Here is a 15,909-nt window from a genome sequence, read left to right as displayed (position 1 = left end):
CTATACCACGAATTACAGACTTTTTAAACTTCCTATTTTATCTTGGACAGATGTGGGCAGCTTTTAAAAGATTTTATTGCATCAAAGTTCAATGAAAACAATTTGAACGGTATGAAGATTGAATATATTGAAAACCCTGTATACGACACAACCAATAATATTTATTCGCTCTATCTTGCGGGAAGTGAAATGGCAAAGGAAGACACCATCCTGCTTGAAAGCGACCTTATCTTTAAACCGGAAATTTTGACAAAACTCATTACCAGTCCCGATCAGAATTTAGCTGTTGTTTCTCCTTTTGAACCGTGGATGGATGGAACCTGTACGCTATTGGATGAAGAACGCTATATTACCGGTATTCTCGACAAAGTTCGCTTTAACTGGTCTGAGACAGGGGATTACTATAAAACCGTTAATATCTATAAGTTTTCAAAAGAATTTACCCAGCAGTACTATCTGCCGTTCTTAGATGCCTATCAAAAAGCATTCGGAAAAAATGAATATTATGAACAGGTACTCAAGGTTATTTCCTTCCTTTCTTCTTCGGCGCTGAAAGGTCTTGTTGTAAGCGGGAATGAATGGTACGAAATTGATGATCCCGCTGATCTCGCTATTGCAGAAGACCGGTTTAAGAGCGGAAGCGAAAAGCTGCATAGTTTGGAAAAGCGGTACGGCGGCTATTGGCGCTTCCCGCAGATAAAGGATTTTTGCTATCTGGTTAATCCGTATTTCCCTCCAGCAAAAATGGTGAGCGAACTGACAGCAAGCTTTGGTACGCTTTTAACCCAATATCCGAGCGGTGCTGCACAGCAGAGTCTTCTTGCTTCAAAAATCTTCAATGTTATGCCGGAACACATTGTCGTTGGGAACGGTGCAGCAGAGCTGATCTCTTCCCTCTCAAAGTTTGTTACCGGTAAAGTAGCAGTGCCGTTCCCCACCTTTAATGAATACCCTGAACGCTTTGCTGCAGCGGAGGTAATCCCGGTACCGACGAATATGGAAAACTTCTCGTATTCTGTTGATGATATTATTGCAACCGTAAAAAAAGAGCAGGCACAGGCGGCCGTTTTAATCAATCCTGATAATCCGACAGGTAATTTCTTAGACCGGGATGAGGTATTACGCCTCTGTGCAGAACTGAAAAAACTCAATGCAATCCTCTTCTTTGACGAGTCTTTTATTGACTTTGCAGAAAAAGAGCGGCGTTATACCTTATTGGACGAAGGGATTTTAAGCGAATATCCCAATCTTATTGTGGTAAAATCGATTAGTAAGAGCTACGGTGTTCCGGGGCTGCGCTTAGGGGTGCTTGCCTGTTCCGATGAAACCTATATTATGCGGATCCGCAAAACCAATGCCATTTGGAATATCAACTCCTTTGGTGAATATTTCCTCCAGATATACGACAAATACAGCAAAACCTATGCTGCAGCCTGCGATTCCATTGCCGAAGAACGCAGCCGTTTTGCAAAGCGGCTCGCAGAACTCAAAGGTTTTACCGTGTTTCCCAGTCAGGCAAACTACCTTTTGTGTAAGCTAACCGGAAAGGTGCAGGCAGAAGAATTGGCTGTTCAGCTGCTGGAAAAGTACAATATCTTTATCAAAGACTTATCGTCAAAGAAATGCTTTGAAAAGGGCAGTTATATCCGGCTTGCGGTACGCGATCAAACTGATAATGATGCGCTGGTTGCGGCGTTAAAGGATATACTAGGCTAGGTTCAGCTGAAACAGCGTCGTAACAAAGGGGATGAAAGTCAACTGCAACCACCTCGTCAAAAATATGGACGTACATTTCTTAACGATGGCATCCGTGCCGGATCACACAGACAGTGCGAAATGTTGAGCAATACTCACAAGCTGCGTCGGGGATGTTGATTCCGGATTTTGACGCCGACTGATTGTCTCATCTATTCTGCGGGGACTCTCAAAAATTGCCCGATTTGTTTACCCTATCTCCCCTTGTTTTTCCGCTGCTATTTTATTAGTATACAGCGTATGATATACGCACCGATTGAAGATAAGGTATTACAGCAGCGCCTCGATACGCTTGAAAAAGATGAACTCCATATTTTTACAGCAGGGGACGGGTTATTCCGCGGCGGACTTTTCCATGGTACCCGCTTTGTCAACAGGATGCGGGCGCAGCACCGCCTCGGTGTATTGGAAACCTTTATGTTGGGGCAGGCAAGCCTTTGTGCCGCCTTGATGATCCAAACCATGAAAGGGCGTGAAACGCTGCAATTCCGCTATGAAACGGATGGTCCGGCTGTCGGTTTTTCCGTTGAAGCGGATTCTACAGGCTTTGTACGCGGGTATTTGCTGCAAAATCCTATACCACTCACAGCGCCACTTGAAAGCTGGGATTTGCGTCCTTTTTTCGGTAACGGTACGATAAGTCTTACCCGGTTTCCGGAAGCGGCACAAGCAAAAGGAATGCAGCCTCAGCGCGGTATTGCGGAAATAAAATATCGGGATATTGCAAAAGACCTTACGTGGTATTTTCAGCAATCGGAACAGCTGTTGACTGCTTTTAATACCGGGATTAAGTTTGATAAGCAGGGGGCTGTTGTTGGAGCAGGCGGATTTTTTATCCAGCGGATGCCCGCGGAAGGCGGTAGGTTCCAAAAGCAGTATGATCCTGAAGAGCTGGATGATATAATCAAGCGAATGGAGCGGGCTTTTTCCGCCTGCCCATCTCTAGGGGAATGGTTCAGTGAAGGCGGTACTTGCGAAGATATTATCTTCGGTCTTTTGCGGGAATTTGATCCCAAGCCGGTTGCGGTGCGCAGTATCCGTTTTGATTGCCCGTGTTCGCAAGGCTATTATCTCCAAGCACTCAAAAATCTGCCGGAAGCAGAGCGGGAAAATTTGAGACAAACTGCAAATGATCCGCTGGAAGTTATATGCCGGAATTGTTCCAGTCTTTATAGTATTCCATTGAGTGATATAGGTTAGGCATAAAGTGTAAGCTCGCGTACGGTTATGCTTGTAAAAAGAGGCAACTTATTATATACTATAAAGTATGTTAGTTGATGATAGAATAATCGCTGAAATAATTGTAAGAATCGGGCGGCATTATAATGAAAATATTGCAACTCGGTTTTTGCGTCCTGTATTTGCGCAAATCCTTTCCGATATAGATTTGTCCCGTCATATTGTTGATCTTACAGAACATTCTGAAGACTTTGTGTTGCAGGGATTCCATCTTGAAGATTTGTATTATGATATTCTTTCTATGGTGCGCTTTGTTTATCTGGTGAGGAGGGATATTTTGCCGAATCTTTCTTCTCTTACTGAAGCAAACACAAAGATGGCAACTGCGGATAAGGTATACCGCAATATGGCATTTAGTAATTTAGGTCCGAATGTAGATATTTTGGCATCGTTGGTGCTTGAGCTCTATCATGCGGCGTTGGAATATGATAAAAAAAATGCAGCAAATGGCAGAGAAGTTTCGCGCCGGATCGCCGGCTTAGCTGATGTAGAGCGGCTTCTAAATACTCCCATTGTATAAAGGATAGGTTATGACTGTTGAAGATAAATTAGTGAGTTGTTTTAAAAATCTTGAAGCCCATATTCCCTATAAACCGAAACTTGCGCTTGTGCTTGGATCTGGTCTAGGAGGTCTTGCCGAGGAACTTGAGGTTGATACGGTAATCCCCTATGCTTCGATCCGTAATTTTCCCTCTTCGACAGCGCCCGGTCATAAAGGCGCTTTTGTATTTGCAAAGATTTCCGATATTCCGGTTGTTATTATGCAGGGTAGGATACATTATTACGAAGGCTATCCAATGGCGGATGTCGTATTGCCTATCCGCATTATGAAGCTGATGGGGGCGGAAATACTTTTTTTAACCAATGCAGCCGGAGGAGCAAATAAAAGCTTTACAGCAGGCGATTTTATGATGCTGACCGACCATATCACCTGCTTTGTGCCTTCGCCGCTTATCGGGAAAAACCTTGATACGCTTGGTGTCCGCTTTCCGGATATGACCTGTGTATACGATAAGGAACTCCGTGAGCATATTACGGCAGCGGCAGATGAACTGCATATTCCCCTCAAAACAGGTGTCTATTGTCAGTTTACCGGTCCTGCGTATGAAACGCCGCAGGAAGTGAGGCTTGCCGGTCTCCTCGGTGCCGATGCTGTAGGAATGAGCACTGCTGTGGAGGCTGTTGCAGCCCGTCATGCCGGTATGCGTGTGTGTGCTATTTCATTTATATCCAATCTTGCAGCCGGAATAGGTACGAGCTTGTTAAATGAACAAGAAGTGCTGGATGCCGGGAAAAAAGCAGCTCCGCTTTTCAAACAGTTGGTTCTGAACAGTATTACCCGTATGGGGAAATGCTGAAAACTGAGTTTATTCTTGCTGAAAACGATTCCGGCAGGCGGCTTGACCGGGTTGTCCGGAAGTTTTTAGCGGATGTCTCGTTATCAAGCCTGTATGCAGCGATCCGGAAGGGACGTATCAAGGTAAACGGAAAACGGGTAGCCTTAAATTATAAAACGGCTGTAGGTGATACGCTGTCTATTGCTGATGACCTGCTGCCGGTATCTCTTCAAAAGTTTTCCGGCGAGGCGTTGAATACTGGGGTCGAGGCTGCTCCCGCTTCGATGGTTCCTGCCGTGCCCGCACGGATGAATCATCCCGATATTCCTATCTTAGTGCATACCAATGATCTTCTCATTATCAATAAGCCTGCCGGTATTGCGGTACACGGGGAGGGCAGCCTTACTGCAAAACTTTTACCCCGGCTTGTATCCGGAGAAAGGGTAGGGGGTAGCCTTTCTGGAAAGCCGGTAGGGATGTCTGTACCTGATGTGTCAGAAAACAGGCGTTTCAAAAGTCTCTCATTTACGCCGGGACCATTACACAGGCTTGATAAAAATACCACGGGGGTCTTGTGTTTTTCTCAATCGCTTGCCGGAGCGCAATGGTTTTCTCAGTGCTTACGGGAAAGAACCGTTGAAAAGTATTACCTCGGAGTAATCCGCGGGATGATGCCGCCGCAGCTGATTAGCACTCATGATGGGGACGGTGCAATGCTTACGGATTGCTATCCCTTGGCATATCATACCGAGCAGGATGTATCGCTCATGCTGTTCCGGCTTATCACAGGGAAAAAACATCAAATACGCAAACATGTCCAGTCGGTAGGGCATCCGCTTGCCGGGGATACCCGGTACGGCGGAGGTAAATCTCTCATCGGATATACCCGCTACTTGCTGCATGCTTGGAGACTTTCCTTTCCCGACCAGCGCCCTGATGGTATTCCCTCTTTTATAGAAGCTCCCTTGTTCCCCGATATGGCAGCGCTTTGTGCCCGCCTGTTCCCCCAATGGCAGCAGCAAGCGGATGCAGTGCTGCAAAGAAAAGCTTAACCGAATGCCCCTTCTTCTTTCCCATCATGGGTGAACGTAGTTCCTCACAAAAGAAAAGCGTTTGCTCTTTGAGCGGTTACCACGGCATTATGGAAGTACAAGGATAGGCTTAGTGCAATAATCTTGCTATACTACCGGTATGAACGCACCACGCAAACTACCGCTTGGCATCCAAAGTTTTGAAAAACTCCGCCGGGACAGATATATTTATATAGATAAAACAGCATTCCTGTGGCAGCTTGTGCAAGGCTCCAATCCATATTTCTTGAGCCGTCCGCGCAGGTTTGGCAAGAGCTTGTTTCTTTCGACACTCGCCGCCTATTTCCGCGGGCAAAAAGAGCTGTTCAAAGATTTGTATATTGAAAAAGCTGAGGAAGAACAGGCTGCACAAGAAAACCGAACCCCATGGCAAGCATACCCGGTTCTGTATTTGGATTTTAATACAAAAAATTACAGCGATGAGCAGGCTCTGACAGCTATCTTGAATGCTCATCTTCGTGATTGGGAGGAAGCATTTGCGTTGGATCAGCGGGATGAAGCGCCTGACATCCGGTTCAAAGACCTCATTCAACGTATCTACCAGCAAACGGGTAAGCAAGTTGTCATTCTTGTAGATGAATACGATAAACCCCTCCTGCACACGATGGGAGTAAATGAAGAGCTGAACAAACACTACCGCAATACGCTTAAAGCGTTTTACTCTGTCATAAAAACCTGTGATGAATATATCCGCTTTGCGTTTTTGACCGGGGTAACCAAGTTCAGTAAGATCAGTATTTTCAGTGATTTGAATAACCTCCGTGATATATCAATGGAAAAACAGTATGCGGGTGTTTGCGGTATCTCACAAACAGAACTTGAAACAAACTTCCAACAGGACATACAAGTGCTTGCCGATGAGCAATATCTAACATATCAAGAAGTACTTGCGGTTTTAAAGCAGTGGTATGACGGGTACCTATTTCACCCGGCTGGAGAAGGAATGTACAATCCCTTTAGCGTGCTAAGTGCCTTAGTCAAAAAAGAAATCGGAAGCTACTGGTTCGGTACGGGAACACCGACTTTCCTCGTCAACTTCTTAAAAGAAGCGCATTATTATATTCCCGATCTTGATGGCAATGTTGAGTTAGACGAAGAAGGACTGCAAACCTATCGCGCGGTGGCTCAAGATGCCTTACCGATTCTGTTTCAAGCGGGGTATTTAACGATCAAGGAATATATCAGCGATCTGCGGCTGTATCGGCTGGGCTTTCCGAATAATGAAGTGAGATACGGCTTTTTACATAATCTTTTACCGGCATACTCTGACGTACCGTTCGGTCAAACCGGGGTATGGATAGGACGGTTTATACAGGACATCCGTAAGGGGAATGTGGACGAGTTTATGGAGCGGCTGAAGTCGATTATTTCCAGTATTTCGTATGACACCTTCACCGAACAAAACTTGAAACTGAGGGAGCAGAACTACCAGACGGCAGTGTATCTCGTTTTTTCGCTGATGGGTCAGTTTGCGCAAACGGAAGTCCACTGCTATGGCAGTGCCGCCACGGATGGCGGTGGTTCCACACAGCAGCGATGTTTCGGCTCCGCCGAAACTCGTAGTCAAAACTATACACGGATGTATAGTTTTGACAGACGTGCAGATTGTGTAGTCAAAACGGCTGATACTGTTTATATCTTCGAGTTTAAGCTCTCCGATAACGGTAGTGCGGAAGATGCGCTCAACCAGATAAAAACGCAGGAGTATGCGGCACCGTACAAGGGAAGAGGGCAGAGGGTCGTGCTTATCGGCAGCTCATTTGATGAACAAGCACGCACAATGAAAGAGTGGAAAACGGAAGTACTGTAAAATCAACAACCCCGACGCGGCTTATGAGCATTAACCCTCGGCACGAATAAATCGATATGACGTAAAGGAAGCTCCAAAGGAGCGTTACGCCGGATAAGCGCTCCCCCTGATCTGTACCGCAAAAAAAGACCGAACAAAAGTTTGCCTTTCGTTCGGTCTTTTTATCTACCGGTGCATATCTGCCGGTATGTTTAATGCCCGCCGTTTTTCGGTAATGTTCTGCGTCGGGGCTGTTGATTACGGCTGCGGCGTAGCCGGAGCATTTTTAATGGTGTCAGCGCTAACATTTGCATCCTTTATCAGCTTATATGCAGTGTAGCCACTGTATTGCAGATCAATAGCTTCGCCATTTTTAACCGGTGTGAGGTTTTGTCCCGAAACTGAAATCGTACCGTCACTGTTGTACGTAACAGCGAGAGGAACCTTCACAAAGGAGCCGGGCATACTAGGTGCTTCCATTGCGGCGTGGACAGTTGTTCCCTCCACTAAAATATGCATAGCATACTGACCTTGTGCGGTTACTTTCCACACTCCCTGTAAATCTGCTTTTGTGGCTGGAGTACCAGTGTTCGGCATTTCCGGAGCTGCCTTTATCTGGGCTTCTGTCGGGCTGGGGACTTTTGTAGCTTCAAAGACTTCTTCTGGTGTATTTGAAATTTTTAAACTGTTTCCACTCAGCGTGTATGACACAGTTTTTGTTTCGCCATGTTCAACAGTTTCTATTTTATTTCCCGGTAACAGTTTATACTGAGTATCCCCGTTTATACGATAGAGTCCATTCTGACTAGGAAATCCTTTTAATTCCATAGTCATGAGTATCTTGCCATCTGCAGTGAAAGCCATATATAGCTGTTGTGTACCTCCTGCAGGTGAGTTTACAGGGTATGTCACGTTGCCCACTTTAGTTATTTTCCACACACCTACCAGTGCATTCTGGTTACTCTGGTTATTTTCATTGTTCCCTTGTTTACCGCCGTTGCTGTCCTTGTTGTTACCATTACTGCCTTGGCTGCTGCTATTGTTAAGCTTATTTCCTTGGAGGTTATTACACCCGGTGATAAGGGCTACAGTGCTGAGCATCATAAGCGCTGTAATTATGGAAAGAATCTTGTGTTTCATGTAAACACTCCTTTGCAGCAATCTGCTTGCTGCAAGCATAAGATACGTCCGCCTCAAGCGTCCGTAAGTTTATTTTTTGCTGGCAGCAAAAAATAAACTTTCTCTTCCATATTACCCCCCCCCCCCCCCTTAAATGTCAAGGGAATAGAAGCTGGTTTTATAGTACTTGATTTGTTCGGTAACTTTGGTGTCGAATAGGTTTAATTAATATAGAGCCGATAAGCTTGATGTTTTGAGAGGTTTCCGATATACACGATGCTGCGGTAGAGAAGTGCATACACGTATATGAAATACTTTTGGCGTATGATACTCAATATTTGAATAAGAATAGATGTGTAATGTGTAAACAAAGGGAAGATATAAAATAAAGCGGTCAAAAAAAGCCAACTCTCGGACTCGAACCGAGTACCTGCACGTTACGAGGGTGCTGCTCTGCCAGGTGAGCTAAGTTGGCAAGAAAAAACAGCTGTAAACAAAATACAGCGGTTTTCTTTAAAAGACGTTTAAGAGTATACGATAAAAACAGAATTACGTCAAGGAATTTATTCGTGCGGAGGGTTTAATACCCGCCGTCCTCGGCAACGCTCTGCGACGTAGCAAAGGGTATTAAAGCCGACTGCAACCACCTCGTCAATATACATTTTGACTTCGAGTTTTTTATAAAGCAAAAAACTCGAAGCTACTTACCGAATGTACACGGCTGCACATTCGGTAGCAGACTTTTTATCCTGTTCTTATACATATTTTTTATCTACTAAATCTCTCGTACTTTTTGCGGTTAATTTTTTAATGTTCACCGCTGGTAATGATTCAGTTAGAATTCATCAAAGGATACTTCCGGTTCTTTTACCGGATTATTGCTTTCTTCCGGTTTACCTTCAATATCTTTTACCGGTGATGTATCGGGAGCAGCTATATCAAATTTACCATAGTCAGCTTTTAGTTCTTCAATAAGCTGTGCATAGGCTTGTTCATCTAAAATAGCAAGTAAATCTTTACACTGAGCCGGAGAAACTGCAATGCGTATTGCCGGGCTGTTCGAGCCGTCGCCAGATTCGGTAGTAGCTGTTGCAAGAATAAAGTACGGGCGCTGCGGTGTAATAAATTGGTAGTCAAATCGCAATACCGGATATGCTTCATGTGCTGAACCGAACAGTCCCCAACTCATTAAAACCTCTATCTTTCCAAAAGCCCCTTTTTTCTTTGCGCCTTCTTGTGTCAAGTTTTTATCTGCAAAAGCTTGTAAATACTGCTCAATCGCTTGCCGAAAAAGGGTTCGTTCATTCCGCTCTAATGCAACCCAGATATTATCGCCCAACATTTTATGATGAAATTTCAGTATACCGGTTGCCGGTTCAAACACAAAACTAATATCCCGCGGCAGCAATACATTAGAATAGCGTTTTACGATATTGAGGTGCAGTACCCCCAAAGACTGCGGCGGATAATTCGTGAGGTCATTTGCATCTCTTTTTTTTGTGGTAGAAGTACATCCAGCCGTTACAAGAAGACCGGCAAACATTAGCGCAAGCAAGCACAAGAATATCACACGTTTCATAATAAACTCCTGATAAACACCTCTATACAGTAGAGAGTCTTTTTATTCGTGCGGAGGGTTTAATCCCTCGACACTCTGCGTGGTAACAAAGGGTATTAAAGCCGGCTGCAACCACCTCGTCAAAAATATACATCCTTGTACATTTTTGACTGCGAGTTTTTGTTCAGTACCGCCACGGAGGGCGGGTGTGTTAAGCAGAAACGATGTTTTACAAAAAACTTCTTTTTGTAAAACTCGCAAGGCAATTTACAACACGGACGTTGTAAATTGGCACAACTCGTTTCTGTTTGGAACCACCGGCATCCATGCCGAATCGCACACACAGTGCGGAACATTAAGCACTGTACCCCGACGCTCTGCGTCAGGATATGTTGATTCATACTGGGCGATTGTACGGAAAATGTTCTTTTAATGCAAGTATGACTAACAGCAACGAAATGACACTAGGGAAGTTCTAAGAATCTGTTGCTGATAGGTGATGCTTGACAAACCGGCAGAATCCCCATAGCCTCATTATCGGTCAATAGCGCAGCGCGTAATTTAAGAATAGACCTGTTCGATAACTGCGTTTCCGAATAGGTTTAATTTTCCGGGAGGTATACACAATGAATAATGCAATACGGCTTCTTCCCGCCGACAAAATTTATACCGTTTATAAACGGCTGCAGCAAGAAAACCCTAACCCGAAGAGTGAACTGTACTGGAAAAATGTGTACACATTGTTGGTTGCCGTAGTGCTGTCCGCACAAGCAACAGATACCGGTGTCAATAAGGCAACGGCACCGCTTTTTGAACACATTGATACTCCTGAAAAGATGCTGCAGCTGGGGGAAGAAGGGTTGAAGGAATATATTCATTCAATCAATTTATATCCGACAAAGGCAAAACGGATTATTGCTTTGAGTAAAATACTCGTTGAGGAGCATCATTCAGCGGTACCGCATGACCGTACTGCTTTAGAGAGCCTGCCGGGTGTAGGACGCAAAACAGCAAATGTTGTGCTTAATGTAGGTTTTGGTGAACCGGCGATAGCTGTTGATACGCATATTCTACGAACTGCGCCCCGCATCGGACTTTCAAACGGCACAACTCCGCTGGAAGTCGAAGCTGATTTATTGCGTATTACCCCCAAGGAATTTATCCTTGATGCACACCATTGGATTCTGCTGCACGGAAGGTATGTATGTAAAGCCCGTACACCGAATTGCACCGAATGCCTTATCAATGATCTCTGTCTCAAAAATGGCATCCTTCAATAAATTTCAAGTTAAACACATAATGATTTGACAAAAACATCTTTTACCGTTAGAATAGAAGGTATGAAAAACATCTTTCGCTATTTAAGCATCAGCCTCATAACAAGTATGATGCTTGCTTGTTCTGCAGCTCCTCCCGTTCAACAGGATCCTACACAGACGGCAGAGGTTCCCGTCCCTGTTGTACAACCGGAACCGGTCAAAGAACCCGAGAAGCCGGTAGAACCGGTAAAAAAAACGATGCCCGCACCGGCGCCCAAAAAAGCGCCAGCTAAACCGGTAGCGCAAGTAAAAAAACAGGAAACAGATCCGGTCGTAAAAGCCCCGGCAGCAAAAGCGCCCGAGCCGGTAAAAAAAGAAGAACCTAAAAAAGAGCCTGTTAAACCTGCTAAATCGGCGGAGCCTGAAAAAGCTCCGGAACCGGCTGCCCCGGTAGAAATGCCTGAGCCTGTAGTAGAAACAAAGCCGGAACCGGTTGTAGAACCGAAACCGGCACCTGTTGAAGAAAAAAATGAGATTATTGCGGAATTTGAAGGGGTTCAAATTACGAAAGAAACCTACAACCAAACTAAAACAGAGATGGAAAAGATTGTGGATAAGCTCAACCGTATTACAGCAACAAAAGACTATAACCAATGGATCAGTTTTTTGTCTGCCGAGTATCGGCAACAGTATTCACAAACATCGACCCTCAAAATGGTTTCCGAAGCGTTGCCGGTAAAAGGAATCAAGCTCAAATCGCTTAAAGACTACTTTTCGTATGTCTTTGTACCCTCACGGCAGAATGTCCGAGTTGACGATATTCAGTTTGTTTCCCCAACCAGAGTAAACGTGATTATGAAGCAAGGAAATGTTTCATTGCTGATTTATGGTATTGAAAATATCAACGGTAGCTGGAAATTACTGCCGCCGAAACTTTAACAATTAAGGAGGATTTTATGCGTAAAAGTATTGTGTCTGCGGTTTTTGCCGCTTTGATTTGTGCAGGATGGATGATGGCGATTCCTGTCGGTCCCATTCCGATTGTATTACAGAATGCTCTTGCTGTACTAGCAGGACTTCTCCTTGGACCGCTGTTCGGAGGTCTTTCAGTTTTGCTATTCTTAATTGCCGGAGGGGTAGGGCTACCGGTATTTTCGGGCGGAAAAGGAGGATTTGCTGTATTTGCAGGTCCCACCGGAGGTTATTTAGTCGGCTACCTTGTAGCAGCAGTTATCTGCGGTTGCATCATGCTACTCCTTCGATTCCGTGACTGGAACATAATTGTCCGCACCGCTGTTATTGCCCTTGCAGCCTTTGCGGGTTTTTTGAGTATCTATGTTTTTGGTCTAATCTGGCTCCGCCATGCACTGAATCTCACGTGGGCAGACACCTTTTTAAAAGGTTGTCTCCCTTTTGTTCTGCCCGATTTGATAAAGCTCGTTATCATCGTGCCGGTAGCTCTAAAGATACGTCCCATTATTCAACGGTATTCAAACTAAGCCGGGAACGCTCACGCGAACAGATACAGATTTGTCTAGGGCTGCTTTAAAACTTCAGTTTTCCTGCTGTCCTAGAGCATTGAACAGCATCCCCGATTCAGAGAATCGAGGTACAGTACCCAATGGTACACATTGTATAAATGATCGAAACACAAAACGCAAACACATTACTTACACTTACCGGAATCGGTAAGCAATTTTCAAAAGCAGCAAAACCGGTATTAAACGATGTATCGTTTTCGGTATTTGAGCATGACTGTATTGTCGTATCAGGTCAAAATGGATCAGGAAAAACAGTACTGATGACTCTCATTGCTGGGCTGGAACAGCCGACATCAGGTTCCATCTACCGTAAACAGTGTAACGGCAAAGATATTCCGGTAGGTTTAGTTTTTCAGGATGCCGATGCACAAATTTTGGGCGACACAGTAGAAGAAGATATATTATTCAGTGTACGCTACAGCCGTCTTTCCCAACCAGAGCGGATACAGCGGCTCGAAACCATACTCAAACAGCTCGGTCTATTGGAAAAAAGAAACTATCCAGCCCGCAGTTTATCAGGAGGAGAAAAAAGACGGCTGGCAGTTGCCGGTATCTTAATGATGGAAGCAGATATTATTATCTTCGATGAACCGTTTGCTAATTTGGATTTTCCCGGTGTTGTGCAAGTAACAACCATGATACGGCAACTTAAAGAATCTGGAAAAACCATTATGGTTCTAACCCATGAATTAGAAAAAGTACTGGCACTTGCAAATCGGCTGTTTATTCTCCATAAGGGGACGCTGGTATATGATGCAGAACCCAAAACAGCATTAGAAAACGGAATATTAGCCCAATACGGTATACGGAATCCACTCTGTACATACCGCACTATTGAAGACCTTATCTGGAATGCCGATGAATTATAGTAAGCAACATTTTTTATTTCAATATAACACACAAGATACCCCTATTCACCGTATTTCAGCGGGTATAAAATTAGCAGTGCTCTGTCTTTCATCTTTTACCCTGTATGGTGCGCCGCCGCTATGGCTAGCCCTCTACGGATTGGTACTTCTGGCTATTTGTATCTGGGCAAAGTTATCATGGGAAACCATAAAAAAGAATTGTAAATTCTTGTGCATCTACACCGTGTGTATCTTTGCTATTAAAATAATCGGAGCGCCACTTACAGGCAGTATTGTGTGGCAGACAATGCAGGAAACCTTCGTATTTATGCGAATGCTAATGCTTATTTTATTTACTGCATCCGTCTTTTATGAGACAACCTCAAAAATAGAAATCTTTACTTTGTGCGAACATTTAGAGCGTTTTGTCTGCAGAAAAAAATATACAGGGGCCTTTTCGACTATTTTTACCATCACGATAATGTGTGTACCACAAGTATTTGAAAACTGGGCGCAGCTGAATTACGCATATAATGCCCGTGTTAAAGAAAGGAAAGGAATAATAAGCGCTTATCGACGGCTTACAGCCTTACTCCCCTCCTTAATCGAAAAGCTACTCCGGTTTGCATTAACAGCAGAAAAAGCGCTAAAAAATCGTACAACGAGCTTTTTTAACCGCTAGCATCAAGTTGAATGCGGGCTAAGGTCAAAAAAAAATGGAGGCTGCTCAAAAAGACCCAACTTTTGAGCCCCCCAAAGCTACATCCGCCTGATCAATCCAACCTGCAATCCTATAGAAACGATTGAAACAGCTGTCCCACCAATAGATTCCAGCCATCCACCAGTACAAATAGGATGAGCTTAAACGGCATAGAAATTTGTACTGGAGGCAGCATGATCATACCCATTGACATAAGAATACTCGCTACCACCATATCAATGATAATAAACGGCAAATACAAAAATATTCCTATTTGGAAGGCAATGGTGAGTTCATGCAGGATAAATGCCGGTATCAGCACATGAGTTGGAACATCTGCGAGGGTATTTGGCTTATCCATGCGACCAAGAGACATACACAGTCTGATATATGACGAATCATGCGCCATCTGCTTATACATAAAAAGACGCAATGGCTTTTCTGCTTCCGTATAAGCAGTTTCTATATTGATTTCTCCATCAGCCATGGGTTTAAACGATTTACTGTAGATTTCCGTAAACGTCGGCCACATAATGAATAGCGTTAGAAACAATGCTATGCCGTTCAGTACTTGCGTAGGCGGTACTTGCTGGAGCGACAATGCGCGTTTAATAAAGTCAAGTACAATACTCAGCCGCAGGAACGAGGTCATCAAAAGAAGAATACTCGGCGCGAGGGTAATAAGCGTTATCAGGAGGAGAAGCTGGATAGAAAATGCAACTTCCTGATTACTTTGCGGCTCCCGGATGTTTAAATTGACGAAGGGAATAGTCCCTGCCTGCCGGTTTGCATCAATTTCAGTACGACCGGTTTGTGCCGTATCGGCTCTATTTTGCGCAAAACCTACGGTAGGGCTGCAGAGCAAACACATACAGGCAATATAGATTGCAATTTTTTTCATCATTTATCTCCCCTGCCGTTTACAGACTCACTTTCCGAAGCATCTATAGCATAATTCATGTCTGTGTATCTGTTTCCTCGGCTGCTGAGAGTGCTATTTGCCGGTGTTTGTTCTGTTCCTTCTTTTTGTGAGGTTCCGGTATTCTGCAAACGTTCCCGCTGTTTACTTAAAAACGAATCGAAAGGATCAGCTGCTGTTTGAGGTTTTGCAGCAGGAAAGAAAGTTTGCAGCAGTGATCCGAAATCCTGCTTTGGTCCGGCAGTTTGTGCCGCATGTAAGTTCATTGCATCGATTAATTCTTTATCAGTGATCTCTGCAATAAGCGATAATGAGGAATCCGCTGCACCAATCAAATATGCCTTGTCAATCAGAGTAACAATATGGAGATTTTTATTTGGAGCAAGAGCTAACGATGCTACATTTTTAAGAAAAGGATCGTCAGCAGCAGTAAACCGTTTTGATCGTCTAATAAAATAAAGTACCCCATAGATAAGCGCACACACAACAGCAAGGGAAATAACAAGTTGAAACAGCATTCCGGCAGTGGAGGAACGTCCCGAAGACTGAGGCGCAACAGTATCCGCTACCGGCAGCAGCGTCTCATCAGTTTGTAACACAATCGCTGTTTCAGAAGCTGCACCGGAAGTGGGTATCGCTTGGGACAGTTTGTTCTGTCCGGCATCATCCGCATATACAACAGCAGCCACACACGATAAGAGAATAAAGAGAAATACAATTTTATAAGAGACTCTATACATTTTCCCACCCAAGC

At 44.3% G+C, this 15,909-nt stretch carries 15 protein-coding genes and 1 tRNA gene; 11 read left to right on the top strand and 5 right to left on the bottom strand.

From position 1 onward, the window contains the following. The first annotated feature begins 111 nt into the window (after nt 1–111). From ACTTJ8_RS05625 to ACTTJ8_RS05600, 6 genes are all read left to right on the top strand, one after another. Nucleotides 112–1,716: an aminotransferase class I/II-fold pyridoxal phosphate-dependent enzyme gene (locus ACTTJ8_RS05625; RefSeq protein ID WP_442720573.1), complete on the top strand. Its 1,605-nt coding sequence runs from the start codon at nt 112–114 to the stop codon at nt 1,714–1,716. Between the two features lie 279 nt (nt 1,717–1,995). Then, on the top strand, nt 1,996–2,955 hold the full coding sequence (locus ACTTJ8_RS05620) for an Hsp33 family molecular chaperone HslO (RefSeq protein WP_442716400.1): 960 nt from the start codon (nt 1,996–1,998) through the stop codon (nt 2,953–2,955). 67 nt (nt 2,956–3,022) lie between these two features. Then, the gene (locus ACTTJ8_RS05615; protein WP_442716401.1) at nt 3,023–3,514 is read left to right on the top strand and encodes a hypothetical protein; all 492 of its coding nucleotides are present in this window, start codon (nt 3,023–3,025) and stop codon (nt 3,512–3,514) included. A 10-nt stretch (nt 3,515–3,524) separates the two neighbouring features. Next, nucleotides 3,525–4,352 (top strand): purine-nucleoside phosphorylase, encoded by an 828-nt coding sequence (locus tag ACTTJ8_RS05610; protein WP_442716402.1) that lies wholly within the window; start codon nt 3,525–3,527, stop codon nt 4,350–4,352. Further along, complete coding sequence (locus ACTTJ8_RS05605; protein ID WP_442718381.1) at nt 4,346–5,383, top strand: RluA family pseudouridine synthase; 1,038 nt, start codon at nt 4,346–4,348, stop codon at nt 5,381–5,383. Before ACTTJ8_RS05610 ends, ACTTJ8_RS05605 begins: the two co-directional genes overlap by 7 nt. A 139-nt stretch (nt 5,384–5,522) precedes the next feature. Continuing rightward, on the top strand, nt 5,523–7,232 hold the full coding sequence (locus ACTTJ8_RS05600; RefSeq protein WP_442720572.1) for an ATP-binding protein: 1,710 nt from the start codon (nt 5,523–5,525) through the stop codon (nt 7,230–7,232). Nucleotides 7,233–7,469: 237 nt separating this feature from the next. On the opposite strand, the gene ACTTJ8_RS05595 is transcribed toward ACTTJ8_RS05600, so the two are convergent. From ACTTJ8_RS05595 to ACTTJ8_RS05585, 3 genes are all read right to left on the bottom strand, one after another. Further along, nucleotides 7,470–8,351 (bottom strand): hypothetical protein, encoded by an 882-nt coding sequence (locus ACTTJ8_RS05595; protein ID WP_442720571.1) that lies wholly within the window; start codon nt 8,349–8,351, stop codon nt 7,470–7,472. Nucleotides 8,352–8,732: 381 nt separating this feature from the next. Further along, a tRNA-Thr gene (locus ACTTJ8_RS05590) sits at nt 8,733–8,805 on the bottom strand. Between the two features lie 360 nt (nt 8,806–9,165). Further along, the gene (locus ACTTJ8_RS05585; protein ID WP_442719317.1) at nt 9,166–9,909 is read right to left on the bottom strand and encodes a hypothetical protein; all 744 of its coding nucleotides are present in this window, start codon (nt 9,907–9,909) and stop codon (nt 9,166–9,168) included. 617 nt (nt 9,910–10,526) lie between these two features. Here ACTTJ8_RS05585 and nth point away from each other — a divergent pair. From nth to ACTTJ8_RS05560, 5 genes are all read left to right on the top strand, one after another. Beyond that, complete coding sequence (gene nth, locus ACTTJ8_RS05580) at nt 10,527–11,168, top strand: endonuclease III (RefSeq protein WP_442716420.1); 642 nt, start codon at nt 10,527–10,529, stop codon at nt 11,166–11,168. 60 nt (nt 11,169–11,228) lie between these two features. Beyond that, nucleotides 11,229–12,086, top strand: a complete 858-nt coding sequence (locus ACTTJ8_RS05575; RefSeq protein WP_442720570.1) for a hypothetical protein — start codon at nt 11,229–11,231, stop codon at nt 12,084–12,086. Between the two features lie 17 nt (nt 12,087–12,103). Next, entirely contained in the window at nt 12,104–12,646 is a 543-nt protein-coding gene (locus tag ACTTJ8_RS05570; protein WP_442716408.1) for a biotin transporter BioY, read from the top strand. 140 nt (nt 12,647–12,786) lie between these two features. Then, nucleotides 12,787–13,557, top strand: coding sequence for an ABC transporter ATP-binding protein (locus ACTTJ8_RS05565; RefSeq protein WP_442716409.1), 771 nt, complete (start codon nt 12,787–12,789; stop codon nt 13,555–13,557). Beyond that, complete coding sequence (locus tag ACTTJ8_RS05560) at nt 13,547–14,218, top strand: CbiQ family ECF transporter T component (RefSeq protein ID WP_442716410.1); 672 nt, start codon at nt 13,547–13,549, stop codon at nt 14,216–14,218. Before ACTTJ8_RS05565 ends, ACTTJ8_RS05560 begins: the two co-directional genes overlap by 11 nt. Nucleotides 14,219–14,327: 109 nt before the next feature. Here ACTTJ8_RS05560 and fliP read toward each other — a convergent pair whose 3' ends face one another. Further along, nucleotides 14,328–15,140, bottom strand: coding sequence for a flagellar type III secretion system pore protein FliP (fliP, locus tag ACTTJ8_RS05555; RefSeq protein WP_487248073.1), 813 nt, complete (start codon nt 15,138–15,140; stop codon nt 14,328–14,330). Further along, nucleotides 15,137–15,844 (bottom strand): FliO/MopB family protein, encoded by a 708-nt coding sequence (locus ACTTJ8_RS05550; RefSeq protein ID WP_442720569.1) that lies wholly within the window; start codon nt 15,842–15,844, stop codon nt 15,137–15,139. The genes fliP and ACTTJ8_RS05550 overlap by 4 nt, the downstream gene beginning before the upstream one ends. Nucleotides 15,845–15,909: the final 65 nt, after the last annotated feature.

Source organism: Treponema sp., from assembly GCF_052169735.1.
Taxonomy (GTDB): domain Bacteria; phylum Spirochaetota; class Spirochaetia; order Treponematales; family Treponemataceae; genus Treponema.
The sequence above is the reverse complement of the archived record's forward strand: the minus strand, read 5'-3'. Positions and strand labels throughout refer to the sequence as shown.

Bases quoted from the DNA above. Each gene is read 5' to 3' on its own strand.
- ACTTJ8_RS05605 (WP_442718381.1), top strand. From the start codon at position 4,346: ATGCTGAAAACTGAGTTTATTCTTGCTGAAAACGATTCCGGCAGGCGG.
- ACTTJ8_RS05600 (WP_442720572.1), top strand. From the start codon at position 5,523: ATGAACGCACCACGCAAACTACCGCTTGGCATCCAAAGTTTTGAAAAA.
- ACTTJ8_RS05570 (WP_442716408.1), top strand. From the start codon at position 12,104: ATGCGTAAAAGTATTGTGTCTGCGGTTTTTGCCGCTTTGATTTGTGCA.
- ACTTJ8_RS05575 (WP_442720570.1), top strand. From the start codon at position 11,229: ATGAAAAACATCTTTCGCTATTTAAGCATCAGCCTCATAACAAGTATG.
- ACTTJ8_RS05560 (WP_442716410.1), top strand. From the start codon at position 13,547: ATGAATTATAGTAAGCAACATTTTTTATTTCAATATAACACACAAGAT.
- ACTTJ8_RS05595 (WP_442720571.1), bottom strand. From the start codon at position 8,351: ATGAAACACAAGATTCTTTCCATAATTACAGCGCTTATGATGCTCAGC.
- ACTTJ8_RS05625 (WP_442720573.1), top strand. From the start codon at position 112: ATGAAGATTGAATATATTGAAAACCCTGTATACGACACAACCAATAAT.
- ACTTJ8_RS05615 (WP_442716401.1), top strand. From the start codon at position 3,023: ATGTTAGTTGATGATAGAATAATCGCTGAAATAATTGTAAGAATCGGG.
- ACTTJ8_RS05565 (WP_442716409.1), top strand. From the start codon at position 12,787: ATGATCGAAACACAAAACGCAAACACATTACTTACACTTACCGGAATC.
- fliP (WP_487248073.1), bottom strand. From the start codon at position 15,140: ATGATGAAAAAAATTGCAATCTATATTGCCTGTATGTGTTTGCTCTGC.
- ACTTJ8_RS05585 (WP_442719317.1), bottom strand. From the start codon at position 9,909: ATGAAACGTGTGATATTCTTGTGCTTGCTTGCGCTAATGTTTGCCGGT.
- ACTTJ8_RS05620 (WP_442716400.1), top strand. From the start codon at position 1,996: ATGATATACGCACCGATTGAAGATAAGGTATTACAGCAGCGCCTCGAT.
- ACTTJ8_RS05610 (WP_442716402.1), top strand. From the start codon at position 3,525: ATGACTGTTGAAGATAAATTAGTGAGTTGTTTTAAAAATCTTGAAGCC.